Source organism: Actinacidiphila acididurans (assembly GCF_016918855.1).
Classification (GTDB): Bacteria; Actinomycetota; Actinomycetes; order Streptomycetales; family Streptomycetaceae; genus Actinacidiphila; species Actinacidiphila acididurans.
In genome coordinates this window covers 276,621-300,058 of sequence record NZ_JADKYB010000002.1, presented here as the reverse complement: position 1 = coordinate 300,058, position 23,438 = coordinate 276,621, and the positions used below count along the sequence as shown (strand labels likewise).

General features: G+C 71.8%; 20 protein-coding genes. 8 read left to right on the top strand and 12 right to left on the bottom strand.

Translation table 11 applies throughout. The features are described 5' to 3' along the window. The first annotated feature begins 95 nt into the window (after window positions 1-95). Window positions 96-2,288, top strand: coding sequence for an RNA polymerase recycling motor ATPase HelR (helR, locus tag ITX44_RS04375; RefSeq protein ID WP_307795091.1), 2,193 nt, complete (start codon window positions 96-98; stop codon window positions 2,286-2,288). 28 nt (window positions 2,289-2,316) lie between these two features. Here helR and ITX44_RS04370 read toward each other — a convergent pair whose 3' ends face one another. The 6 genes from ITX44_RS04370 to map form a co-directional block, all read right to left on the bottom strand. Beyond that, window positions 2,317-3,111, bottom strand: coding sequence for an SDR family NAD(P)-dependent oxidoreductase (locus ITX44_RS04370; RefSeq protein WP_205355640.1), 795 nt, complete (start codon window positions 3,109-3,111; stop codon window positions 2,317-2,319). Between the two features lie 143 nt (window positions 3,112-3,254). After that, on the bottom strand, window positions 3,255-5,225 hold the full coding sequence (locus tag ITX44_RS04365) for an APC family permease (RefSeq protein WP_205355639.1): 1,971 nt from the start codon (window positions 5,223-5,225) through the stop codon (window positions 3,255-3,257). A gap of 359 nt (window positions 5,226-5,584) precedes the next feature. Further along, window positions 5,585-7,435 (bottom strand): glycoside hydrolase family 15 protein, encoded by a 1,851-nt coding sequence (locus ITX44_RS04360; RefSeq protein WP_205355638.1) that lies wholly within the window; start codon window positions 7,433-7,435, stop codon window positions 5,585-5,587. Window positions 7,436-7,449: 14 nt separating this feature from the next. After that, the gene (locus tag ITX44_RS04355) at window positions 7,450-7,656 is read right to left on the bottom strand and encodes a DUF1918 domain-containing protein (RefSeq protein WP_205355637.1); all 207 of its coding nucleotides are present in this window, start codon (window positions 7,654-7,656) and stop codon (window positions 7,450-7,452) included. A gap of 306 nt (window positions 7,657-7,962) precedes the next feature. Next, complete coding sequence (locus tag ITX44_RS04350) at window positions 7,963-9,060, bottom strand: TIGR03118 family protein (RefSeq protein ID WP_205355636.1); 1,098 nt, start codon at window positions 9,058-9,060, stop codon at window positions 7,963-7,965. A 714-nt stretch (window positions 9,061-9,774) separates the two neighbouring features. Beyond that, window positions 9,775-10,542, bottom strand: coding sequence for a type I methionyl aminopeptidase (gene map, locus ITX44_RS04345; RefSeq protein ID WP_205355635.1), 768 nt, complete (start codon window positions 10,540-10,542; stop codon window positions 9,775-9,777). Between the two features lie 76 nt (window positions 10,543-10,618). Between map and ITX44_RS04340 the strand changes: the two genes are divergently transcribed. Further along, the gene (locus tag ITX44_RS04340) at window positions 10,619-10,885 is read left to right on the top strand and encodes a helix-turn-helix domain-containing protein (protein WP_205355634.1); all 267 of its coding nucleotides are present in this window, start codon (window positions 10,619-10,621) and stop codon (window positions 10,883-10,885) included. A gap of 122 nt (window positions 10,886-11,007) precedes the next feature. Here the strand turns inward: ITX44_RS04340 and ITX44_RS04335 are convergent, their stop codons facing one another. Continuing rightward, entirely contained in the window at window positions 11,008-12,432 is a 1,425-nt protein-coding gene (locus tag ITX44_RS04335) for an MFS transporter (RefSeq protein WP_205355633.1), read from the bottom strand. Between the two features lie 158 nt (window positions 12,433-12,590). On the opposite strand from ITX44_RS04335, the gene ITX44_RS04330 reads away from it, so the two are divergent. Then, entirely contained in the window at window positions 12,591-13,256 is a 666-nt protein-coding gene (locus tag ITX44_RS04330; protein ID WP_205355632.1) for a TetR/AcrR family transcriptional regulator, read from the top strand. 57 nt (window positions 13,257-13,313) lie between these two features. Here ITX44_RS04330 and ITX44_RS04325 read toward each other — a convergent pair whose 3' ends face one another. Next, complete coding sequence (locus ITX44_RS04325) at window positions 13,314-13,862, bottom strand: DUF1062 domain-containing protein (protein WP_205355631.1); 549 nt, start codon at window positions 13,860-13,862, stop codon at window positions 13,314-13,316. A 238-nt stretch (window positions 13,863-14,100) separates the two neighbouring features. Here ITX44_RS04325 and ITX44_RS04320 point away from each other — a divergent pair, with 238 nt between their 5' ends. From ITX44_RS04320 to ITX44_RS04310, 3 genes are all read left to right on the top strand, one after another. Continuing rightward, entirely contained in the window at window positions 14,101-14,598 is a 498-nt protein-coding gene (locus ITX44_RS04320) for a nuclear transport factor 2 family protein (protein ID WP_205355630.1), read from the top strand. Window positions 14,599-15,017: 419 nt separating this feature from the next. Further along, complete coding sequence (locus ITX44_RS04315; protein ID WP_205355871.1) at window positions 15,018-17,453, top strand: DUF8508 domain-containing protein; 2,436 nt, start codon at window positions 15,018-15,020, stop codon at window positions 17,451-17,453. 189 nt (window positions 17,454-17,642) lie between these two features. Beyond that, the gene (locus ITX44_RS04310; protein WP_205355629.1) at window positions 17,643-18,155 is read left to right on the top strand and encodes a hypothetical protein; all 513 of its coding nucleotides are present in this window, start codon (window positions 17,643-17,645) and stop codon (window positions 18,153-18,155) included. 250 nt (window positions 18,156-18,405) lie between these two features. On the opposite strand, the gene ITX44_RS04305 is transcribed toward ITX44_RS04310, so the two are convergent. Genes ITX44_RS04305 through ITX44_RS04290 form a run of 4 tightly spaced genes read right to left on the bottom strand, consistent with a single transcriptional unit; the run spans window position 18,406 to window position 21,246 of the window. Further along, the gene (locus ITX44_RS04305) at window positions 18,406-19,200 is read right to left on the bottom strand and encodes a protein kinase (protein WP_205355628.1); all 795 of its coding nucleotides are present in this window, start codon (window positions 19,198-19,200) and stop codon (window positions 18,406-18,408) included. 7 nt (window positions 19,201-19,207) lie between these two features. Continuing rightward, complete coding sequence (locus ITX44_RS04300; protein ID WP_307795090.1) at window positions 19,208-20,119, bottom strand: radical SAM/SPASM domain-containing protein; 912 nt, start codon at window positions 20,117-20,119, stop codon at window positions 19,208-19,210. 32 nt (window positions 20,120-20,151) lie between these two features. Beyond that, entirely contained in the window at window positions 20,152-20,640 is a 489-nt protein-coding gene (locus tag ITX44_RS04295) for a DUF6907 domain-containing protein (RefSeq protein ID WP_205355626.1), read from the bottom strand. Window positions 20,641-20,673: 33 nt separating this feature from the next. Continuing rightward, entirely contained in the window at window positions 20,674-21,246 is a 573-nt protein-coding gene (locus tag ITX44_RS04290) for an ATP-binding protein (RefSeq protein ID WP_205355625.1), read from the bottom strand. Window positions 21,247-21,437: 191 nt separating this feature from the next. On the opposite strand from ITX44_RS04290, the gene ITX44_RS04285 reads away from it, so the two are divergent. Beyond that, the gene (locus ITX44_RS04285; protein WP_205355624.1) at window positions 21,438-22,700 is read left to right on the top strand and encodes an NsdA family TPR-like regulatory protein; all 1,263 of its coding nucleotides are present in this window, start codon (window positions 21,438-21,440) and stop codon (window positions 22,698-22,700) included. Further along, complete coding sequence (locus ITX44_RS04280) at window positions 22,697-23,254, top strand: GNAT family N-acetyltransferase (protein ID WP_205355623.1); 558 nt, start codon at window positions 22,697-22,699, stop codon at window positions 23,252-23,254. Before ITX44_RS04285 ends, ITX44_RS04280 begins: the two co-directional genes overlap by 4 nt. Window positions 23,255-23,438 lie beyond the last annotated feature (184 nt).

The window sequence follows — 23,438 nt, the reverse complement described above, 5'->3', positions numbered from 1 at the left end:
ACATATAGCGCACGGGGGGTCTTGCGGCAAGGCCCCGTTGATGCCGCACAATCGCAGGCCGACGCCAAAAACCGCGGAAATGAGAGATTCACGACGTGCGTGCGTTCGCCCTTCCTGCCCACCTTTCGTCCAAGGCCGACCCGGCGCTGATCGCCGGTGACGAGCGGCATTTCGCGGCCGTCGAGCAGAGCCTCGAAGAAGCGATCGCCGATGTGTCCGGCCGCCTCGACGCCGCCCGGAAGGCGCCCGGCGGCGTCGGCCGGGCGGCGATGGACCGGGACACCGAGATCCACCGGCTGACCGGCCGGCTGCGCGCCCTGCGCCGGTTCGGGCTGGACCTGTGCCTCGGGCACATCGTCCGCGCGGACGACCCCGAGCCCGTGTACATCGGGCGGCTCGGCCTCACCGACAGCGCGGGGCGGCGGCTGCTGATCGACTGGCGCTCCCCCGCGGCCGAACCGTTCTTCGCGGCGACGCACGGCAACCCGATGGGTCTGGTGCGCCGCCGCAGGTACCGCTGGACCGGCGGGCGGATCAGCGACTACTGGGACGAGGTGTTCACCGCCGACGGGCTCGAGGGACACGCCGCCCTCGACGACCAGTCCGCGTTCGTCGCGAGCCTGGGCGGCAGCCGGTCCGCGCGGATGCGGGACGTGCTGGCCACCATCCAGGCCGACCAGGACGCGATCATCCGGGCCTCCTCCCGCGGCGCCCTCGTGGTGGACGGCGGCCCGGGTACCGGCAAGACGGTCGTCGCCCTGCACCGCTCCGCGTACCTCCTCTATTCCGACCCGCGTCTGGAACGGCGGCGCGGCGGCGTGCTGTTCGTCGGCCCGCACCAGCCGTATCTGGCCTACGTCTCCGATGTGCTCCCCGGCCTCGGCGAGGAGGGGGTACGGACCTGCACCCTGCGGGACCTGGTCGCCGAGGGGGCCGCGGCGGGCACCGAGGCCGACCCGGAGGTGGCCCGGCTGAAGGGCTCGGTGGGCATGGTGAAGGCGATCGAGGCGGCGGTCCGGTGCTACGAGGAGCCGCCCGCCGAGGGGATGACGGTCTCGACCGACTGGGCCGACATCCCGCTGAGCCCGGACGACTGGGCCGAGGCGTTCGAGGCGGCGGGCCCGGGCACCCCGCACAACGAGGCGCGCGACCTGATCCGGGAGGAACTGGTCACGATCCTGCGGGACAAGCTCGGCGACCTCCGCGACCTCCGCGGCCCCGACGACTTCGACGACTTCGACGACTTCGGCGACGAGGACGTCCCACTGGAGGTGTTCCGCAGGTCGGTGTTGCGCGACAAGGAGCTGATCGGGACCCTGAACCGCGCGTGGCCGCTGATCGATCCGGCCGACCTGGTCGCGGACCTGTGGTCGGTGCCCGCCTACCTGCGGATGTGCGCGCCCTGGCTCGGTCCGGACGAGGTCGCCAGGCTGCGGCGGCCGGACGCCGACCGGGCCTGGACGGTGTCCGACCTGCCGCTGCTGGACGCGGCGCGGCAGCGGCTCGGCGACCCGGACGCGGAGGTGCGCGGGCGGCGGCGCGAGGCCGCGCTGGCCGCGCAGCGCGAGCGCATGGCCGACGTCGTCGACGACCTGCTGCGGGCCGACGACGACGGCGAAGGCGCGGTCACGATGCTGCTCGGCCGGGACCTGCGGGACAGCCTGGTCGACGAGACCGCGCTGCCCGGCACGGACCCCGAACCCCTGGCCGGCCCGTTCGCGCACATCGTGGTGGACGAGGCGCAGGAGCTGACCGACGCGCAGTGGCAGATGCTGCTGCTGCGCTGCCCGTCCCGGAGCTTCACGGTGGTCGGCGACCGCGCCCAGGCCCGGCACGGGTTCACCGAGTCCTGGCCGGAACGGCTGCGGCGGATCGGGCTGGACCGGATCGAGGTGGCGTCGCTGAGCATCAACTACCGCACGCCCCGGGAGGTCATGGCCGAGGCCGAACCGGTCATCCGGGCCGTGCTCCCGGACGCCAATGTGCCGACCTCGGTACGCAGCGGCGGCGTCCCCGTCGTGCACGGCTCCGTCGCGGACCTGGACCCGACCCTCGACGCCTGGCTCGCCGATCGTGCCGACGGGATCGCCTGCGTCATCGGCGCCCCCTCCTTCCCGGCGACGTCCCGCGTCCGGTCGCTGACCCCGGAGCTGGCGAAGGGGCTCGAGTTCGACCTGGTCGTCCTGGTCGACCCGCAGGAGTTCGGCGAGGGCGTGGCGGGAGCGGTCGACCGCTATGTCGCGATGACCCGCGCGACCGGGCAGCTCGTGGTGCTCACGAGTTCCTGAGCCGTACGTACGGCCGTACGGCGCGGGCTCAGGGCAGGATCGCGTCCACGTAGCCGCCGTCCACGCGCAGGGCGCCGCCGGTGGTGGCCGAGGCGAGCGGGGAGCTGAGATAGACCACCATGTTGGCGATCTCCTCGGGCTCGATCAGCCGCTGGAGCAGGGACTGCGGGCGGTAGGTGGTCATGAAGGCGTGCTGGGCCCGGTCCCAGGGCAGGTCGGGGCCGACGAGCTGACGCACGAACTCCTCGACGCCACCGGTGTGGGTGGGCCCGGCGATCACCGAGTTGACGGTGACGCCGGTGCCCGCGGCGTCCTTGGCGAAGCCGCGGGTCACGGCGAGCAGCGCGGTCTTGGTCATGCCGTAGTGGATCATCTCGGCGGGGATCACCACCGCCGAGTCGCTGGCGATCGCCAGCACCCGGCCCCAGCCGCGCTCCTTCATGCCCGGCAGGTAGCTGCGGATCAGCCGCACCGCGGCCAGCACGTTGACCTCGAAGTAGCGCCGCCACTGGTCGTCGCTGATCTCCAGGGCCGGCTCGGCGGCGAAGATGCCCAGGTTGTTGACCAGCACGTCCGCCTCCGGGACGGCGTCGACCACCGCCCGGGTGCCCTCGTCGGTCGCCACGTCGCCGGGCGCGGCCACCAGCAGGTCGCTGCCGGTGTCCGCCCGCAGCCGGGTCACCGCGGCGGCGACGGCGTCGGCGCGGCGGCCGTTGACCGCCACCTGCGCGCCGGCCCGGGCCAGGCCGGCCGCGATGGCGTACCCGATGCCCTGCGAGGAGCCGGTGACCAGCGCGGTCCGGCCGGAGAGGTCGATCAGCACGGCGGGTCCTCCGCATAGGGGCCGGGTCGGACGAGGGGTGTGGAGTCCGGTGTCACCGATCCTCGCGCGGCCGCGGGCGGGCGCGGCCGCGCAGCGCGGGTGCGTACGGGTGAATGTGCCCGCGGGCGGGTGCCGGGGGGGCGTCAGCCCACGTGCACCCGGGGCCGCCGCTTCGGGTCCGGCTCGGCCTCGCGCAGCACCTCGCGGGTGACCGGCGCGACCTCGCCGTGGCCGAACAGGAAGAACCGCAGGAAGTTGGCGAACGGGCTGCCCTCGGTCCACTCGAAGTAGATGTGCGGCTTGCAGCCGGTGGTGTCCCGTACGTGCAGCAGCAGCGCGGCCAGGGAGTTCGGCACCGAGGTGCCGTCCAGCGTGAGCACCCGGTAGCGCTCGTGCATCACCTCGCCGCGCACGGTCACCGCGGACTCGAACTCCGAGGGGTCGCGCACGGTCACCTCGACGAAGACCACGTCGTCCTCGGGCCCGAGGTCGTTGTCGTACCGGATCTGCTTGACCTTGTCCCGGTACTCGGCCAGGTCCCGCCGGTCCGGCTCGTTGGCGATGAAGCGGATCCGGCGGCTGGCGATGTCCCGGACGAACCGCGTGGCCAGGTCGTCCATCTCCACGCTGGTCACCCGCAGCTCGAAGGACCGGGCCAGCCGGCTGAGCAGCGAGATCAGCACGATCCCGGCGATGAAGCAGGCACCGATCTTCACACCGTCCGGCCGCTCGGCGATGTTGACCACCGTGGTGTAGAGGAACACCACCGCGATGGTCCCGAAGCCGGCCGTCCACTTGCGCTGATGGGAGCGGTGCGCGGAGATGGTCACCGCGACCGCGGCCGAGCTCATCAGCACCAGCACACCGGTGGCGTACGCGCCGCCCTGCTTGTCGACGTTCGCGTCGAAGATCCAGGTGACCAGGAATGCCACCAGGGTGAACACCAGCACCATCGGCCGGACCGCCCGCGCCCAGTGCGGCGCCATCCCGTACCGCGGCAGGTAGCGCGGCATGAGGTTGAGCAGGCCGGCCATGGCGGAGGCGCCGGCGAACCACAGGATGGCGATGGTCGAGAAGTCGTACGCCGTGCCGAAGCCGGAGCCCAGGTACTGGTGGGCCAGGTACGCCAGCGCGCGCCCGTTGGCCGGGCCGCCGGTCTGGAAGTCCTGCTTGGGGATGAGCACCGTGGTGATGAAGCTGGTGGTGATCAGGAACACGCTCATGATCAGCGCGGCGGTGGTCAGCAGCTTCTTGGTGTCCCGGATCCGGCCGGTCGGCTTGTCCTCGGTGTCGCCCTCGTCGCCCTTCACGTGCGGCATGACCGCGACACCGGTCTCGAAGCCGGACAGGCCCAGCGCCAGCTTGGGGAAGATCACCAGGGACACGCCGACCATCATGAAGACGTTCCCGCGTTCCGCGGTCAGCCCGCTGGTCCAGTCGGTGACCAGGTGCGGGGCGCTCAGCACGTGGTAGAGGCCGACGCCGACCACGACGACGTTCAGCGCCAGGTAGAGCCCGACCAGCACCACCGCGACCCCAATGGCCTCCAGGAAGCCCTTGAGGAACACCGCGCCGAGCAGGGCGACCAGCGCCAGCGTGATCACCATCTGGTGCCCGGCCAGGGCGTTGGCGAAGTGCGGGTTCTCCACCAGGTGGGTGGAGGCGTCGGCGGCCGACAGGGTGATGGTGATCAGGAAGTCGGTGGCGGCGAAGCCCAGCAGCGCCAGCACGAACAGCTTGCCCTGCCAGAACGACAGCAGCCGCTCCAGCATCGCGATCGAGCCCTCGCCGTGCGGGCTCTCCGAGGCCACCCTGCGGTACACCGGCAGGGCGCCGGCCAGGGTGACGATCACCAGCACGACCGTGGCGATGGGGGACAGCAGACCGGCGGCCAGTGCCGCGATGCCCGGCTGGTAGCCCAGGGTGGAGAAGTAGTCCACGCCGGTCAGGCACATCACGCGCCACCAGCGCTGGCCCTTGTGGGCCGGCTCCGGAGCCGCGTGCGGTCCGGGCTGGTGCCCGGCCATGTCCGACAGTCCCGCCAGCAACCACGTCTGCAGCCGGCCCGGCGCACCCTCCTCGACAGGGGCGCTCGTCTCCGAAGTGGCGGCCATCCGTCATCTGCTCCTGGTCTGTGGGGGGCATCCGGCCATGCCGGCGGTGCTGTGCGACGCGGAAATCAGCTTATTCGTGCGATTCACCGCGAACCGCGCACCCGCCGGTGACCCGCGACCGGTTCCGCGTCCCACGGACCGCCGCGCATGCCCCTTTGCCGCGCTTCCTTCATGGCCTGCGCCAGGGTGCGGGATCACGGGCCCGCCGGGTCGACCTGGCGACAAGTTCATACGCATTCTTAACGCTCATTGACACGGTCCTGGTGCCCGTCCTGGTGCCCCGGAACAGGCGGTACACGCACAAGCACGGAAAACGAGGGGCCCCTGGCCCCGGCCCGCCCCGCCCCCACCGCGGGCGCTCAGCCCAGCGCCCGGTCCAGGTTGAAGGCCGCGCTGATCAGCGACAGGTGGGTGAACGCCTGCGGGAAGTTGCCGAGCTGCTCCCCGGTGGGGCCGATCTCCTCGGCGTACAGCCCCACGTGGTTGGCGTAAGTGAGCATCTTCTCGAAGGCCAGCCGGGCCTGCTCGGTGCGGCCGGCCCGGGCCAGCGCCTCGACGTACCAGAAGGAGCAGATGGAGAACGTGCCCTCACCGCCGCGCAGGCCGTCGGGGCTGGCGTCGGGGTCGTAGCGGTATACCAGCGAGTCCGAGACCAGGTCGGCGGTGAGGGCGTCCAGGGTGGACAGCCACTTGGGGTCCATGGGCGAAATGAATTTGGCCATCGGCATCATCAGCACCGAGGCGTCCAGCACCTGCCCGTCGAGCTGCTGGACGAACGCGCCGCGGTCGGCGGACCAGCCGCGCTGCATGATCTGGCGGTAGATCGCGTCCCGGTTCTTCAGCCAGCTCGGCAGGTAGGCGGGCAGGCCGTGCTGGTTGGCCACCCGGATGGCCCGCTCGATGGCCACCCAGCACATCAGCCGCGAGTACAGGAAGTCCCGGCGCCCGCCGCGCGACTCCCACACCCCCTGGTCCGGCTGGTCCCAGTGGTCGCACAGCCAGTCCACCATCCCGCCGACCTCGTCCCAGCGGTCGCTGGTGATGGGCTGCCCCCACTTGTCGTACAGGTAGACCGAGTCGATCAGGGCGCCGTAGATGTCCAGCTGGAGCTGCCCGGTGGCGGCGTTGCCGACCCGCACCGGCGCCGAGCCGCGGTAGCCGGCCAGGTGCGACAGCTCGTACTCCGGCAGCTCCTCGCGGCCGTCGATGCCGTACATGATCTGCAGCGGGCCCAGCGAGCCGTCGGCGGGCGGGCGGCCGCGCTCGGACAGGAAGCGCATGAAGGCCTCGGCCTCGCCGGTGAAGCCCAGCCGCAGCATGGCGTAGACGCAGAAGGCGGCGTCGCGGATCCACACGTACCGGTAGTCCCAGTTGCGCTCGCCGCCGACGAACTCCGGCAGGCTGGTGGTGGGGGCCGCCACGATGGCGCCGGTCGGGGCGTAGGTGAGCAGCTTCAGGGCCAGGACGGAGCGGTGCACCATCTCGCGCCAGCGGCCGTGGTAGCGGGACTGGTGCAGCCAGCTGCGCCAGAACCGTACGGTGGCCTCGAACTGCGCCTCCGCTTCGGCCTGCGGGCACATCGTCGGCAGATCGCCCTGCGGACCGTCGCCGATCCGGTCCAGCGCGAACACCGTGGACTCGCCCTCGGTCAGCTTGAAGCGGGCGTACACGTCCTGGCCGTCGCACTCCAGCGGCACGGTCGCGGTCAGCCCCATCGAGCAGAGCGCGGACCGGAAGACGGCGGCGTTCCCGTGCAGCTCGGCGGTGTGCCGGACCGCGCCGTAGCCGAACCGCGGGGCCACCCGGGCGGTGAACGGCAGCACACCGCGTACGCAGATCACCCGCCGGATCAGCCGGTGCCGGCCGCCCTCCGTGGACTCGTCCTCGACCGGCATGAAGTCCTGGATCTCGGCCACCCCGTCGGCCGCGAAGAACCGCGTGATCAGCACATTCGTGTCGGGGAAGTAGAACTGCCGGGTCCGCGCGGACACGTCCGCGGCCAGCTCGAACCTGCCGCCGCGATCGGCGTCCAGGATCGAGGCGAAGACGCTGGGCGAGTCGAACCGCGGGCAGCAGTACCAGTCGATGGTGCCGTTGGTGCCGACGAGCGCAGCGGTGCGCAGATCGCCGATGAGCCCGTGCTCGGCGATCGGAAGGTAGGGGTCGGACCCGGACGGCTCGCGCCCGGATCCGGCCGGCTCGGTGAGCATCCGCGGCGCCGCGGTCAGCGCCCTCGCGCCGCCGTGGTCGCGGTGGTGTCGAGCACGCAGTCGGAACCGGGGAAGACCTCGGCCTCCCGGCCGTCCTCGTAACGCACCCGGTACGGCGGCTCGCCCTCGCTGCCCAGCACCTCGAGAACCTCGGCCCGGTGCTCAGGGGTGCCCACCGTGCGTCCGGTGAACCGCAGCACATCGCCCTTGTGCACGTGCATCGTCCGCTCTCCTCACTCGCGCAGCTCGTCCTTCGGCGCGGTCGTGGAGGACCTCTGTTGTCGAGCGTACGCCTGTACCCGCGGGCGGGCGCGGGGACGCGGCGGGCACTTCGGGACCCCGCGGGACCGGCGTTTCGTACCCCCCGTGGCGGGTGCGCCAGGCTCTACGCTGGGGCTGCGCCGGGCCCCGGCCAATTCCGGGGCCGGGGCCCGGCGCGCCCCGCGTACGACTCGGACGGGGGTCCGGGTCAGGGATCGCGTCGGGTCAGGGACTGCGTGGGGTCAGGGACTGCGTTGGATCGGCGCTCACTTGGCGGTCAGCAGGCCGAGCAGGCCGTGGGTCTCGTCGCCGGGGCCGGCGCTGAACCAGATGGAGTCCGGGCCGCCGGCCACCGCGTCGCCGACGGTCAGCGCCCACAGCTTGTCGATCCGGATCACCTTGCCGCTGGTGTCCGCCACGGTGCCCAGGAAGCGGCCGGTGGCCGGGTCGTAGGCGTGGATGGTGCCGTCGCCGAAGTTGCCCACCAGCAGGTCGCCGGCGAACCGGCCGAAGCCCTGCGGCGCGACGGCCAGTCCCCAGGGCGAGTTGAGGGCGCCGCGTGCGGCGACCCGCCCGGCCGGGGTGCCGTAGAGGGTGAAGCGGTCCACGAAGCCGTGGCCCACGCCGGGCACGTCGAACTGCTTGGCCGCGTCCTGGAGCGCGTACGAGACGTACACGCTGTCGCCCAGCACCTGGACGTTGAAGGGCGCGTAGCCGCGCGGCAGCCGCGGGTCGCTGAACAGGCCGGGCACGTCCAGCTTGTGGAAGGCGGAGTCGAAGACGTCCACCCGCCCGTCGTGGAAGTCCGCGGCCAGCAGCAGCGGCCCGAACGGGCTGTTCGCCAGGGTGAGGCCGGTGTACTGAGCGCCGGGCACGGTCGCCGCTACGGCCGCCTGCGGACCGGACGCCCCGGCCCAGGCGTCGATGGCACCGCCGACCGTCGCGAACAGGAAGGCCGCCGGGGTGGTGGTGCCCGGCACGTCGAACCCGGTCGTGCCGTTGAAGGTCTGGCCGGTGACCGGGCCGCCCGGCACCTTGACCACCAGCGGGGACGCGGCGGCCGGGCTGCCGTTCACCCCACCGGTGTACAGCGTCGAGGTCCCGGTGCCCGCGTTGGACACCCACAGCGGCGTGTTGGGGCCGTGCGCCAGCCCCCACGCGTTGACCAGGTTCGGGTCGGTGAGCTGCGCCGCACCCGGCTGGTCGGAGACCAGGTCGGTCCGGGTGACGCCGGCCAGCGTCCGGCCGGCGGCCGGCAGCCCGTGGTCCGCGTCATGAGCGGCGGCCGGGCCCGCCACAGCCAGTGCCGCGGTCACCGTGACAGTGGCCGCGACAGCCGCGGCGGGCAGGAGTCTTCTGATCATCGTGCTTCTCCCTGTACGGGGCCGGCGCCATCGCCGACCGTTTCGGAGCCGCCCAGGGATACGGGTCCGCACGGCGGGGCGTTCAGCGATTGCCGGTGCGGCTTGCACTGATGGGCGGTGCGCCGGCAGGAGTTGGGGCAGGGGCCACCGGGGGTTCACCTGCGCCGGGGAGGGGGTTCCGGCCGGCTCAGGCGCCTGATGCTCAGGCTCCGCACGCTCGGGCGACAGCGCGGCCGGTCCCTTGCGGGCGTACATGGAAGCCGGCACGCACCTCGGACGCGGCAGCCGGGGTGGCCCGGCTGATTCGGCCGGCACGGCTGCCACGTGCTCGCGCGGCTGGTCGACGCCTCGCGGCGGGTGTACGTGGGGGCGTGGGGGCCGGGACCTCGGGAACGGCAGCCGGGGTGGCCCGGCTGACCCGTGCCCGCGCGGTCGGTCGGGCCCTTGCCGGGGGGTGTACGTGGGGACCGGCGCCTCGGACGTGGCGCCCGGGGCGGCCACGCCGGCCCCGCTGCCGACTGATCGCGCGACGGGGCGGCCCGTCCCCTGCGGCAGGCGCACGCGGGGCCTGCACCTCGGGCGCAGCAGCCGGGGCGCCGCCGGATCGGGGCGGTCCGCCCGTACGGCCATGGCGTGCGCGTACAGCCGTGAACGTGCGTGTACAGCCGCGGACGTGTACGTACGGCCGGCGAACCCCCGCGGGACTCACCGCGCTCACAGCGCGGTCAGGATGCGGGGGCCCTCCTCGGTGATCGCCACGGTGTGCTCGATGTGGGCCGCGCGGGTGCCGTCGACGGTGTGCATGGTCCAGCCGTCCGGGGCCACCCGGTACGCGTCGCTGCCGCCGGACAGGAACATCGGCTCGATGGCCAGGGCCAGCCCGGGCCGCAGGGGGAAGCCGCGCCCGGGGCGGCCGCGGTTGGGCACGTGCGGGTCCTCGTGCATGCGGCGCCCGATGCCGTGGCCGCCGAAGTCGGCCGGCATGCCGCAGGCGGCCGCGCGGGCCACCGAGCCGACGGCGTGCGAGATGTCGCCGATACGGTTGCCGACCGTGGCCGCGGCGATCCCGGCGTCCAAGGCCCGCTGAGTGGCCGCGACCAGCTCCAGATCGGCCGGGCGCGGGGTGCCCACGGAGAAGGTCACGGCCGCGTCGCCGGTCCAGCCGTCGAGTTCGGCGCCGCAGTCCACGCCGAGCAGGTCGCCGTCGCGCAGCCGGTAGTCGCCGGGCACGCCGTGCACGATCGCGTCGTTGACGGACGTGCAGATCACCCCCGGGAAGGGCACGGGCGCGAACGAGGGGCGGTACCCCAGGAAGGGCGAGCCGGCGCCGGCCGCGCGCAGCACCTCGTGGGCCACCTCGTCCAGCTCGCGCAGCCGTACCCCCACCGCGGCTTCCTTCCGTACCGCGGCCAGGGCCTGCGCGACCACCCGCCCGGCCTCGCGCATCGCCGCCAAGGACGCGTCGGACTTGAACTCCACCATCACCGGTCGTCTCCCCTGGGACCGCCCACGCGGCCCCCTAGGTCCCAATTCTTATACCGGTATTAGTATCACGGACATGGTACGCACTCCCCTGACCCCCGAGGAGCGGGCCCGCGGCGAACGCTTCGGCGCGCTGCTGCGGGCCGCCCGCGGCGACCGCAGCATGGTCGAGGTGGCCGTGGCCGCCGGCATCTCCGCGGAGACGCTCCGCAAGATCGAGACGGGCCGCGCCCCGACCCCCGCCTTCTTCACCATCGCCGCCCTCGCCGCTGCGCTCGGCCTCTCCCTCGACGAGCTCGCCTCCGCCTGCGCGGAAGCCGAGGTTTCGGCCTCGGCCGCGTAAGTACGGGTTCGCCGGGAGTACCTCTGCGCCCGCCTGGCGGCGGGGGGGCTCGCCGGGAAAACCAAGGGGCGCTCCGGGCGAACCGGCCCGCCGCCAGGCGGGCCCTTCCCGGGTAGGTGCGGCTACGCCGCAGCCGCGGCCTCGGCGATCTGTTCGGGGTCGGGCTCGAGGCGGGGCGACATCAGGCTGACCGCTATGGTGCCCAGAGAAACAGCCGCAGCGATGAGCAGGCCCCGGTGGAATCCGGCCGTCAGGCCGTCCGCCTGGCTCGCGCCCGCGGCGATCGCGGAGTTGGCCTTCGATGTGGACAGGGTGGTGACGACGGCGAGGCCGAGCGCGCCGCCTACCTGGTAGAAGGCCTGGACGACACCGGAGGCGGCGCCGGCCTCGCGGTGGGCGACGTCGACCACCGCGGCGATCTGCGCGGGCACGGAGACCGCGACGATGCCGATGCCGAAGAGGATCAGGCCGGGCAGCAGCCCGCTCGCGTACGAGTCGTGCGCGCCGGCGCGAGCGAGGAGGACGAGGCCGACGACGTCGAGTACGGCGCCGGCGACCTGGACCGGGCGGGTGCCGAAGCGGGTGACCAGCGGGGTGGTGGCGACGGCCGCGAGGATGGCGGCGCCGCCCATGGGCAGGAACTCCAGGCCGGCGGTCAGCGCCGAGGCGCCCCGGACCTGCTGGATGAAGATCGCGGTCAGGAAGAACATCGCGAGGAAGGCCGCGCCGTTGAGCCCGAGGGCGCCGCTGGCGGTGCTCAGCGCGCGCGAGCGGAGCAGCCGCAGCGGGACCAGCGGCGCCGCGGTCCGCGCCTCGACGGCGACGAAGGCGGCCAGCAGCACCACGCCCGCGGCCAGGAAGCCGATGACCTCGAAGGACGACCAGCCGACGGGTTCGGCGCGGACCACGCCGTAGACCATGGCGAGCAGGCCGCCGGTGCCGAGGATCGCGCCGAGCAGGTCGAAGGAACGGTTCCCCTCGTGCGGCGCGATGTGCCGGATGATCAGCGGAGTGGCCGCGACCAGGGCGATCACGATCGGCACGTTCACGATGAACACCCAGCGCCAGCTCAGCGAGTCGACCAGCATGCCGCCCACGACCACGCCGGCGGTGCCGCCGAGACCGGCCAGGCCGCCCCAGACGCCCATGGCGATGTTGCGCCGGCGGCCGTGCTCGAAGGTGACGGTGAGGATGGACAGGGCGGCCGGGGAGAGCAGTGCGCCGCCCAGGCCCTGCACGGCGCGGGCCGCGATGAGCCAGCCGGGCGAGGGCGCGAGCCCGCCGGCCAGCGAGGTGACGCCGAAGAGCACGAGGCCGGCCATGAAGACCCGGCGCGAGCCGAGCAGGTCCGAGGCCCGCCCGCCCAGCAGCAGGAAGCCGCCGAAGAGCAGGGTGTAGGCGCTGATCACCCACTGGAGGCCGTCGGTGCTGAAACCGAGATCGCTCTGAATGCTGGGCAGTGCGACGTTCACGATCGTCACGTCGAGCACCACGATGAATTGCGCGAGGGCGAGCACCACCAGGGTGGCCCAGGGGCTGCGTCGCATGGAGCGGCCTTTCGTCTACGTCGTAGGTATACGAGATAAGCGTTGGCCGTCACCATACACCACAGGTCTACGCCGTACACAAGCCTTCCGTTCGCGTTTGTTTACGATGTACACTGCCCGCGGCGGACATATGACGGGATGACGGAGAGGCGGCGGCGATGGCGGCCCAGAAGCGACTGAACCGGGACGAACTGGTCAGCACCGCGTTGGCCGTGGTGGACGCCGAGGGGCTGGAGGCGGTCACCATCCGCCGGCTCGCCCAGCACCACGAGGTCACGCCGATGGCGCTCTACCGGCACTTCCCGGACAAGGAAGGCGTCCTCGACGCGATCGCCGAACGCCTGCTGTCGGACGTCCGGTGCCCCGAGCCCGACGACCGCCCCTGGCACGAGCAGATGCACGACCTGATGACCGCGATCCTGGACGCCCTGATGCCGCACCCCAACGCGGCCACCCTGCTCACCCTGCGCATTCTCGGCTGCGAGCCCGGCCTGGACCTCACCGAGCGCACCCTGTCCCTGCTCTTCGAGGCCGGCATGACCCGCGAGGACGCCGCCGACACCGCCTGCCAGGTGCTGGCCTCCCTGATCAGCCTGGTCGTCTCCGAGCCCGGCCGCGCCCACGGCCCCGACCCGGACGCCCAGGAGGAAGCCCTGCGCGCCAAGCGCGCCCTCTTCCTCACCCTCTCCCCCCGCCGCTACCCCCACCTCATCGCCTCGGCCGACGCCCTGGTCTCCTGCGCCAGCCGCGACTCCTACTACCGCCGCGGCGTCCTCCTCCTCGTCACGGGCCTGCGCGGCACGGTCTCCCTCTCGGCGGCCTGAGCAGTCCGGGGCCTGTCCGGCGGATCGTGCCGGACAGGCCCTGCACCCCAGGCGGGCTCAGCGCTTGAGCGTGAAGGTGAAGTCGCCGGAGAGCCTGCCGGTCAGGCGGACCGCAGAGACGAGCTTTCCCTCCGTGATCAGGCGCTCGACCTCGGCCCGGGAAAGGTCGCAGCCTTCGGCGATCAGGCGTACCGGCCGGACGGGGATTCGGGCCGCGAAGCGGACCGAGACGTCGATCACCTCGAGGTCCAGGTGATCCGATCCGCCGGTGTCCAGGCGCCAGGCGTCGTCCCAGTCGAGGGCGATGCGATTACGGCGCCGCACGACCGGATCCTGGAGCAGATCGGCTGCCAGGCCCGGGTCGTTGTCGTGCAGCCGGTCCAGCAGTTCGGGTCGTACGGAACGCACATTCGTCCGCTCCAGGACCGTGAGCTTGGCCGTTTCCCCGCACCCCGTGCAGAGCGCGAGGAGCCAGGCGTCGATGAGCTTGTGGTTGGCGTTGACGCGGAATTTGCCGCTTGTCCGGAAGCGCTCCGACGTGCACGCGTGGCAACGGCGGAGGACGAGCGGCAGGCACGTGGGCATGACCACCCAGCTGTTGAGCACAGAAGTACACCGGTTTCAGTGAGAAGTCCGCAGCAAGAAGCAGCGCGGCGCACAGGCACGACGCGCGACAGATCAGCTCTCGGGAGGTCTCACACGGTGTACAACGGCACGTCCTTCACCAGACGACTCGGTCGGCAGCACGGTAAGGGCGCACAGCCTCGCCGCTCCACCGGTTTTCCAGTGCCGTGGGTCCGAAAAGGACTCGTGAGCCCGCGGGCCGAGCTGATAGGACGTCGAAATGGCGACCGACGAACTCGACCCGATGCAGCGGCTTCTCGCGGAACGCGCCTGCGAGCGCGTGATCCTGGAGCTCGTGCGGCGGCTGGACCTCGGTGAACCGGAGTCGGTCGCCGAGCTGTTCACGCCGGACGGGGTGTGGCAGTGGCCGTACGACGGGAGACGGGTCCAGGGGCGAGAGGCGCTGCGCGCGTACTTCGGGGGCCGGCCGGCGGATCGGCTGTCGCGGCGGATGTGCACGAACATCCTGGTCACCGTCGACGCGCCCGACTCCGCGACGGCGACGACGTATTTCGCCACGTACCGGGTCGACGGCTATTCCGGGGACGGGCTGGTGCCGCCGCGGCTGCCGGCCAACATCGGCCACTACGAGGACACGTTCCGCAGGATCGACGGCACCTGGCTGCTGGCGACGCGCACGCTCGTCCTGCCGTTCGGCGGCCCGACCGAACGGCTCGGCAGTCCGGCGGATCGGCTCGACGGACGCGCCGAGCGCTGAGCCCGGGACGTACCCAGGACGCGCTGCCGCCGGCCGCGCCCGATCAGGTCCCACCACCAGTCCGGCGGAAAGCTCTCGCCCCCTCCCCCGCATCCGATCAAAAACCCGAGCCACCCAGAATTAACCTGAAAACCCCTTCGAAGACTCGGTCTACGCGCGTATCTTGGCCCGGATCGTCCGCCACGGCGGCCGCATGACGCCACGTCACCCCGGCCCGCCGCGACGAACCGTTTCCGTACGCACACGACCGCCGCGTACGCAGAAGAAGCCGAAGCTCGAAGGAGAACGCCCCGGTGTCGCACCCCACGGAGCACACAGAGGACAACGCAGGACCAGCGAGATCCGGCGCCGCCGGTTCGGACGGGGCGGCGGCGGGCGCCGCCGCCGGCCGCCGGACCGGTGCCGGGCTCAGGAAGCGGCTGCTGCCGGTCGGCATAGCCGGTGCCGTCGTGCTGGCCGGGGTGGGTGTCCACTCCGCGTTCGCCGCGCCGTCGGCGGACGCGCTGATCAGCGAGGTGTACGGGGGCGGCGGCAACTCCGGTGCCACGTACACCAATGACTTCGTGGAGCTGGGCAACGCCGGCGCCGCACCGGTGGACCTGAGCGGCTACAGCGTGCAGTACCTGCCGGGCAGCCCGTCGGCGACGACCAAGTGGCAGGTCACCGCGCTCACCGGGACGCTGGCCGGGGGCGGCCGGTTCCTGGTGCAGGAGGCGGCCGGCACCGGCGGCACCACGCCGCTGCCCGCGCCCGACGCGACCGGCGCCATCAACATGTCGGGGACCACCGGCACGGTCGCGCTGGTCTCCGGCGCCGACCCGCTGACCTGCCTGGACCCCGCGTCCTGCGCCGCCGACTCCCGGGTGAAGGACCTGGTCGGCTACGGCACCGCGGTCGTCCACGAGGGCAGCGGCGCCGCGGCCGGCGCGAGTAACACCGCGTCGGTGGCCCGTAACGACGCGCTGAAGGACACCGACGACAACGCGGCCGACCTCACCGCCGGCGCGCCCACCCCGCAGAACTCCGGCGGCAGCGGCGGCACGACCACGCCGCCCACCACGCCGCCGACCACGCCCCCCACCACGCCTCCGACGACCCCGCCGAGCACCACGCCCCCGGTCGCCGCCAAGATCCACGACATCCAGGGCCCGACCCGGGTGTCCCCGCTGGCCGGCCGCACGGTCACCGGCGTGACCGGCATCGTCACCGGCGTGCGCGACTACGGTTCCTCGCGCGGCTACTGGGTGCAGGACCCGCAGCCCGACGCCGACCCGCGGACCAGCGAGGGCATCTTCGTCTTCACCGGCTCCACCAGCCCGGCCGTGGCCGTCGGCGACAGCGTGAGCCTGGACGCGACGGTCTCCCAGTACTACCCGGGCGGCGCGAGCGCGGGCGGCCAGGCGATCACCGAACTCGGCAAGGCCAAGGCCACCGTGATCTCCAGCGGTAACCCGGTGCCGGCCCCGGTCGTGCTGGACGCCTCCGACGTGCCCGACGCCTTCGCGCCCAGCGCCGGCGGCGGCAACATCGAGTCGCTGCCGCTGCGCCCCGCGGACTACGCGCTGGACCTGTACGCGTCGCTCGAAGGCATGAACGTACGGATCGCGGACACGCGCGTGGTCGGCGCCACCGACCCGTATTCCGAGCTGTGGGTCACCGTCAAGCCGCGGCAGAACCCGACCAAGCGCGGCGGCACCCTCTACACCGGCTACGACCAGCCCAACTCCGGCCGGCTGATGGTCCAGTCGCTGATCCCGCTGGCCGGCCAGCCCTTCCCGACCGCGAACGTCGGCGACACGCTGACCGGCGCCACCGAGGGACCGCTGGACTGGAACCAGTACGGGGGCACGTACGCCGTGCAGGCGCGCGTGATCGGCGCGGTCAAGGACGGCGGGATCACCCCCGAGGTCACCGCGAAGGCCCGCCCGAACCAGGTGACCGTCGCCACGTACAACGTGGAGAACCTGGCGCCCTCCAACGACCAGGCGAAGTTCGACCGGCTGGCCAAGGGCCTGGTCACCAGCCTGCGTTCGCCCGACATCGTGGCCCTGGAGGAGATCCAGGACAACAACGGCGCCACGGACGACGGCACGGTGGCCGCCGACCAGACGCTGAACAAGCTCACCGCAGCGATCGCCGCGGCCGGCGGCCCGCACTACCAGTGGCGGGAGATCGACCCGGTCAACGACAAGGACGGCGGGCAGCCCGGCGGCAACATCCGCCAGGCGTTCCTGTTCAACCCCGACCGGGTGTCCTTCACCGACCGGTCCGGCGGCGACTCGACCACCGCGGTCGGCGTCACCGGCACCGGCAAGAACACCGACCTGACCTTCTCGCCGGGCCGCATCGCCCCGGACGACCCGGCGTGGACCGACTCCCGCAAGCCGCTGGCCGGTGAGTTCACCTTCCGCGGCCAGAAGCTGTTCGTGATCGCCAACCACTTCATCAGCAAGGGCGGCGACCAGGGCATCGACAGCCGCTTCCAGCCGCCGGTGCGCAGCTCCGAGGTGCAGCGCATCCAGCAGGCCATCGTGGAGCACGACTTCGTGCAGCAGCTCGAGAAGGCCGACCCGCACGCGAACGTCGTCGTCCTCGGCGACCTGAACGACTACCAGTTCTCCCCCGCGGTCCTCGGCCTGACCGGCAACGGCTCGGTCCTCACCGACCTGGTCAACACCCTGCCGGTCCAGGAGCGCTACTCGTACGTGTACGAGGGCAACTCCCAGGTGCTGGACCACATCCTGGTCAGCCCGAACCTGCGGGACGACGTGGACTACGACGTGGTCCACATCAACTCCGAGTTCGCCGACCAGACCAGCGACCACGACCCGCAGGTGATCCGCCTCCAGCCGTAGTCCTTTTCCCCACCCCGCAGCGGCGGGCGGCGCGTCCGGGCCTTCTCCCCGGACCGCCGCCCGCTTTTTCGTTTGTTCTGCCGGGCTCGGGTCAGGCTGAACGCCGCCGCTGCGTTCGGGGCCCCGCTCCTGGGACGGTGGTTCCGCGAAGTCTGGCCGGCGATCACGGTCACCTGGCAGGCTGGAGCAATGAATCGCAGCGGTTCCGGTGACCGGGCGCGGGCCCTTCAGGAAGCGACGTACGAAGCACTGGAACGGTCCTTCCGGGCGAGCCCCGTGCCGATGTACGGGTTGCGGACTCCGTGGCTGTCCCCCTCCTACCTGGGCGAGAGCCACACGGTGAACGGCATCCTCCAATCGGTGACCCTCATCTACGGCTCCTGGGACACGGATCAGCCGCACGTCCGGGTCACGACCTGGCGGGACCTCCCCGGCCAGGACTTCGTCCCCGATGCCCCCGCCGACCTCCTGGCCGCCCCACCCGACCCCGTCACGGTCACCATCGACGCCGACCCGGCGCCCGGCACCCTTGCCCAACTCCCCACCACAGCCTGGCTGCTGCGCACCGGGCACGCCCCCCTGCACGTCCTGGCCACCGGCCGCGGTCCCATCGGCGAGCTGGCCTTCGAACCCCTGACGGACCTGCAACCCCTCATCAACGCCCGCCGTGCGTACCTCGCCTCACGGCGGCCCAAGGGGTAGTCGACAGTGGCGGCGGTTCAGAACCCCCGCTCCACCACTCCGGCGCGCCCGTCAAATAGCCATGCAGGGCCAGAGTGGTGGTGGCCACGAAATCCTCAGGAATCCGGTCGGTGTCCACCCGGCAGAGCTTCATTCCGCATCGGTGTGCGCGCCCGACGCGTCCCGTGGCCCGACCGGTACGGGGGTGCGGCGTGTTTCCCCGCACCGGTCGGTGCCATACGCCAGGGTCGGCTTCCTTTCGCGTGCCGAATCAGGAAACGGACACCCCGCGGTGCGTCACCCACTCCTGCGCGGCCTTCACCATCGCGCCGAGCCATTCGGCGTCCGGCCGGCGTTCGGCGAACCGCTGTTGCATCCGGAGGCTGGCGGCGGCGTACGCGTCGATTGCCTTCGGGTCCGCGGTCCTCCAGGCCGGGCAGTCGGCAACCCAGCCCTCGGCGGCCTCGGCACTGTGACCGGCTGCCACCAATTGGAACACCAGGGTCGCGGGGTCGATGAAGGCCGCGCCCCGAGTGGGCCATGCCCAGTCGACCAGCCAGCCGTTCCGGGCGCCGATGAGGACGTTGTCCGGGTTGATGTCCGTGTGCAGGAGGGTGTCGCCGCGGAACAGCTCGGCCTCCGCCGCGTCGCGTGCGAACCGGTCCCACCGCGTCTCGGGCCAGTCACCCGCCACCGCTGGCAGGGGCAGCCCCCCAAGAGCGTTGACGAGTTCGACCACGATCGGCAGATCAGGCGAGCCCGGCGCGAGGTCCGAGGGCCGCCCCTCAACGGCCTCAAATCCGAGGACGATCCACCGCTCGTCCTGCGCGTGCCATCGCAAGGCCGGGGAGATCGGCTGGACAAAGGGATTGATGAGCCGTTCCCGCGTGATGGAGTCGCGACGGCCCCCGGGCCGGTTGTGCATCGCCTTGACGAAGAAAGGTCCCTTTTCGCACTCGACGACGGCCGTCAGGTCCGAGCTGAACCCGTACTTGGTGCGGCGGATCTCCGAGACGATGCCCGTGTGCGGCTCGATCAGCGCCCGGAACTCGGGGTCGGGGGTCATCCGGTGGTCATCTCCTGGGATTGCACGTACTCGGCGGGGTTCCCGGGCTGCACTCGGCGTTGTCATCGGGCCCGCACGTCTGAGGAGGGGCATTGTCCGGGCTGCATGGGGCGGTGTCGGGCATGCAGGCTCTGGCCGCCCGGATCGCGCTTCGGACAGTCGCATTGGCTTCGGCCATGGCGACGCCGCCGAGAATATCGGCCAGCGGCGCCGCCCGGACGTTGCCCACGTCCATGAAGCCCGAAAAAACGCAGGGCGACACCGTGCCGTCCGGGCCGATGGCGGCTTTACCGTTCCCGCAATCGCCGCAAAGCTTCGACATGTCCGGCGCGTGGTCGCCCGCGCCCCTCCCGAAGGGGCGGACGTGATCCACGCCGATCCGGGTGACGCCCAGGCCCTCCAGGTCGCTCCGGGCCGCGCCGACGTGCTGCTCGCCTTTCCCGGTGACGATACCCACGCGCACTGGAATGCCCAGGCACACGGCTTGCTCGATATTGGCCCGGGTGCGGCCGTGCGACGGCCGACGGGTCATCGCGTTGTGCTCCGCGGCCTGGTCGGAGTAGTAGGACGTAGCGAGGCTGACGCCGTCGCGCCGGAACAGCTCCCAGCACTCGCGGGAGACGTGGACGAGGTTGGTGAATACTTCGACGTCCAAGCCGAGGTCCAGGGCACGGTCAGCCAGTCCCGGGAAGTCGGGGTGCATGGTCGGCTCGCCACCGATGAATTGCACGTGCGTGATGCCGTGGCCGGCGGCCTGATCCAGAACGTCGAGCCAATCCTCCCGGGTCATGGCACCGTGGCCGCCCTGCGGCCCCGAACCGTTGTAGCAGTGCACGCAGTGAAGCTGGCAACTCCGGGTCAGGTCCAGCCAGAGCAGCCGCGTACCGATATTCCGTGCCGATAATGCTGCGGTCGTCACGTGTGCTCCCTCCAATCGATGAGTCGCACTCGTCATGCCCGGGTGGCCCAGTCGTCGCGGGCGGCGATCAGGGCGGAGCGGATGTCGTGGTCCAGGAGATCGGCCTGGGCACGCAGTTGAGCGGCGATACGGGTCAGGTCTTCGGGGTCGAGGCCGCGGATCCAGTGGCCGGCAGTGACCTGGAGGGTGACGTGCGGCTGGCGCAAGGTGATGTCCGGGGCATAGGGGTTGCAGTCGATGCTGCCCTCGAAGACCGCGTCCTCCTCCACCTCGGCGGACAGGTCGGGAGTGACCAGGGGCATCATCTGGCCCTCGAAGAAGGTGCGGTGGCTGACACCGGCCAGACGTAAGGCGAGCTGGTCGACGGGGACGCCGTTCTCGCTGGGGTCTTCCTCGGCCCACGCGGGCAGATGGCCGGAGATCGTGTCCCCGGCGTCGGTGGTGATTGTCCACGTTCCCTGGCCGCTCCACGGGGTGGGCTGCAGCAGCGTGGGGTCGACCTCAACGGTGAGGGACGGCATGTCGGGCTCCTTCAAGCTCGGGAATGGGCGGGTTCAGGCTTGCGGAACAGGTGCGCGGTGAGTCCGAAGGCGGCGCGGCGCCATGGGGTGGGGGGCGGAATCGGCGACCGGCAGGACGGCACGGATCTGGTCGGCCAGACGCCGCGGACCCGGAGCAGCGTGCGGTTCGGGCGGCCCGAGCTCGAACCAGACGGTCTTGCCCGCGGGATCGGGCGTCGTGCCCCAGGCCGCGGACAGCGACTCGACCAGGAACAGGCCGCGCCCGCCCTCGGCTTCAACCGCCGCCCGGCGGGGGCGGGGCCGTACAGGAATGGTGTCGCTGACCTCGACCCGGACCCGCTCCCCCGTCCACCGCACGGCCACGGCGCACGCGGCCCCCGAGTAGCGGACCGCGTTGGTGATCAATTCGCTGGCCAACAACTCCAGGTCGTCGTACGTCCCCTCGGGCAGGGGCAGTTCCCAGCCGCGTACGACGGAGACGACCCGCCGCCGTGCCTCGGGCACCGCTTCGGCCTCGGCCTCGACACGGAACCCGGCGGGACCATACGGACTGATGGGACCGCCGGGCTCGGCGGGACCGCGACGCGGGGGCGTGGTGCGGGACATGACGCGGAACCTTTCGCTGCCTCGGCAGGGGGACGGCGAGCCGCTACGACGAGGTCTCCACGGCCCGACTCTGTGAACAGCTTCTCGCCCTGCGTAATCGACCCCAAGGACAGTCGTACTACTCATTACTGCGCAGATTCAGGACACTTTTTCTTCGTGACGTTCAGTGTCCGCACCGCTACCGTGATCGCATGGACAGGAAGCGCAACGAGGTGCTTCGGGATCTCATGGCCCAAAGGCATCTGACGTTCGAGGGGCTTGCCGAGGATCTGTGCGACATGGCCCTCGTGCTCGGCCGCGACCCCGTCAAGGTCTCGCCCAGACACGTGGGACGGTGGGTGTCGGGAGAGGTGTCATGGCCCTGGGACAGGCACCGTGAACTGCTGGAAGCCGTCTTCGGACTGCCCGCCGAGGAGCTCGGCTTCATGGCTCCGCCTGGTTGGCAGCGCAATAATCTGACGACAGGTCCTTCGTCGGAGGGAACGTCAGTGCAACGCCGCAACTTCATCATCGGGCTGGGGGCGGTGGTCGCCCTTCCCTCGCTTCCGGCCTCGGGCAGGCTCGGGCACGCGGACGTCGACGCCATCCAGGCAGCAACGAACCGGCTGGACGGCCTCGACTTCCAGCACGGCGGGGCCCAAGTCGTCACCGTGGCCACTGCCTACATCCAGCACGTCGAGCAAGCAGCGCGCACCTGCACGTACGGAGGCACCGTCCAGAACCGCCTGCACCATGCACTGGGAGAACTGGCCGCCTCCACCGGCTGGTTCGCCTACGACGCGGGCCGTCACGAGGACGCCCGGCGCTACTGGGACCTCGGCCTCCGGTACGCCACCCTCGCCGGCGACGTGATGCTCCAGGCCCGCATCTGGTGCTGCATGGCCCGTCAGGCATGCGATCTCGGCCACGGTGGCGAGGCGGTGGCCATGGCCCGCGTGGCCCTGGACCGCACCCGCACGCGGCGTGACGCACGGCTGTCGGCGCTCCTGCACACCCGCGTCGCCCTCGGCCAGTCGCTCACCGGTGAAAGCGCCCGCACCGGCCAGTCCCTGCACCGTGCGGAGCAAGCCCTCGACCGCGCCTCGGATACGCCAGCACCATGGCTCGCATTCTGCGGCCCCGCCGAAGTGGCCGGCCTAGCCGCTATGTGCGACTACAACCTCGGCCGTTACCAGGATGCCGCCAGCCGTGACGTCGACGCGCTTGCCCTGCTGCCGCAGGGCTTCAGCCGCAACGGCTTCGCCATGCAGGTCTCGCTCGCCCGCAACAGCCTTGCCGCCGGCCGCGCCGAGGAAGCGCTCCAGGCAGGAGAGCGGGCGCTCGACCTTCTGCCGAGCGTCAAGAGCCCACGCTGGGCGGTGCACTTGGCCGACTTCGCCGAGGCCGTACAGCACCACGGTCCGGCTTCGGCCGGCCGGGACTTCGCCGAGCGGTACCGGGCGGTGGGCCGGTGAACGCGCCCCAGCTCCTGACTGTCACCCACTACGCGCAGGCCGACTTCCCGCGCGTCCGGCAGCAACTCATCGACGTATACGCCGAGGTGTACGCGCGGGAGGCGGAGGCCGATCCCTTCTTCTCGCTGCCGCGCTTCACCGCCCGGCTCGACGGTCACGCCCGCCGCACGGGCTGGGCCGGCACGGTGGGCGAGATCGGCGGCGAGATCGTCGGCTATGCCTACGGCAGGCCCGACTCCGAAGACCAATGGCGCCAAGTGTCCGATGTCGTCAGCCCCCGCGTCTACGACTACGGCGTCGGCGATGACATGTTCGGCCTGTGCGAGATCATGGTCCGCATACCCTGGCGCGGCACCCGCATCGCCCGCACGATCCACGACGAACTCATGCGTCATCGCCCCGAATCCCGCGCCTCCCTCCTGGTCGAACGCGCCCACCCCCGAGTCCGCGCCACCTACGAACGCTGGGGCTACCGCGCCGTCGCAACCTCCCAGCCCTTCCCCGACGCGCCCGTCTACGACGCGATGGTCCTCGACCTCCACGTACAGGACTGACCGCAGGGCAAATCCTCACCCTTCCCCCGGCCCGCTCGGGCTACTCCAACTCCCGCCAGCCCCGGAGGGATTCTGTGGGAGGGGTTGACCCGTGACGGGTGGGGCTATAGACAACTGCGTGACTCAGAGAGCGCTCTCACGGATGGGCCGGGCGGGACCGGGGCATCCGGGCGCGGGAGCCGGA

Bases quoted from the DNA above. Each gene is read 5' to 3' on its own strand.
- ITX44_RS04365 (WP_205355639.1), bottom strand. From the start codon at position 5,225: ATGGCCGCCACTTCGGAGACGAGCGCCCCTGTCGAGGAGGGTGCGCCG.
- ITX44_RS04360 (WP_205355638.1), bottom strand. From the start codon at position 7,435: ATGCTCACCGAGCCGGCCGGATCCGGGCGCGAGCCGTCCGGGTCCGAC.
- ITX44_RS04355 (WP_205355637.1), bottom strand. From the start codon at position 7,656: ATGCACGTGCACAAGGGCGATGTGCTGCGGTTCACCGGACGCACGGTG.
- ITX44_RS04350 (WP_205355636.1), bottom strand. From the start codon at position 9,060: ATGATCAGAAGACTCCTGCCCGCCGCGGCTGTCGCGGCCACTGTCACG.
- map (WP_205355635.1), bottom strand. From the start codon at position 10,542: ATGGTGGAGTTCAAGTCCGACGCGTCCTTGGCGGCGATGCGCGAGGCC.
- ITX44_RS04340 (WP_205355634.1), top strand. From the start codon at position 10,619: ATGGTACGCACTCCCCTGACCCCCGAGGAGCGGGCCCGCGGCGAACGC.
- ITX44_RS04335 (WP_205355633.1), bottom strand. From the start codon at position 12,432: ATGCGACGCAGCCCCTGGGCCACCCTGGTGGTGCTCGCCCTCGCGCAA.
- ITX44_RS04330 (WP_205355632.1), top strand. From the start codon at position 12,591: ATGGCGGCCCAGAAGCGACTGAACCGGGACGAACTGGTCAGCACCGCG.
- ITX44_RS04320 (WP_205355630.1), top strand. From the start codon at position 14,101: ATGGCGACCGACGAACTCGACCCGATGCAGCGGCTTCTCGCGGAACGC.
- ITX44_RS04310 (WP_205355629.1), top strand. From the start codon at position 17,643: ATGAATCGCAGCGGTTCCGGTGACCGGGCGCGGGCCCTTCAGGAAGCG.
- ITX44_RS04305 (WP_205355628.1), bottom strand. From the start codon at position 19,200: ATGACCCCCGACCCCGAGTTCCGGGCGCTGATCGAGCCGCACACGGGC.
- ITX44_RS04295 (WP_205355626.1), bottom strand. From the start codon at position 20,640: ATGCCGTCCCTCACCGTTGAGGTCGACCCCACGCTGCTGCAGCCCACC.
- ITX44_RS04290 (WP_205355625.1), bottom strand. From the start codon at position 21,246: ATGTCCCGCACCACGCCCCCGCGTCGCGGTCCCGCCGAGCCCGGCGGT.
- ITX44_RS04285 (WP_205355624.1), top strand. From the start codon at position 21,438: ATGGACAGGAAGCGCAACGAGGTGCTTCGGGATCTCATGGCCCAAAGG.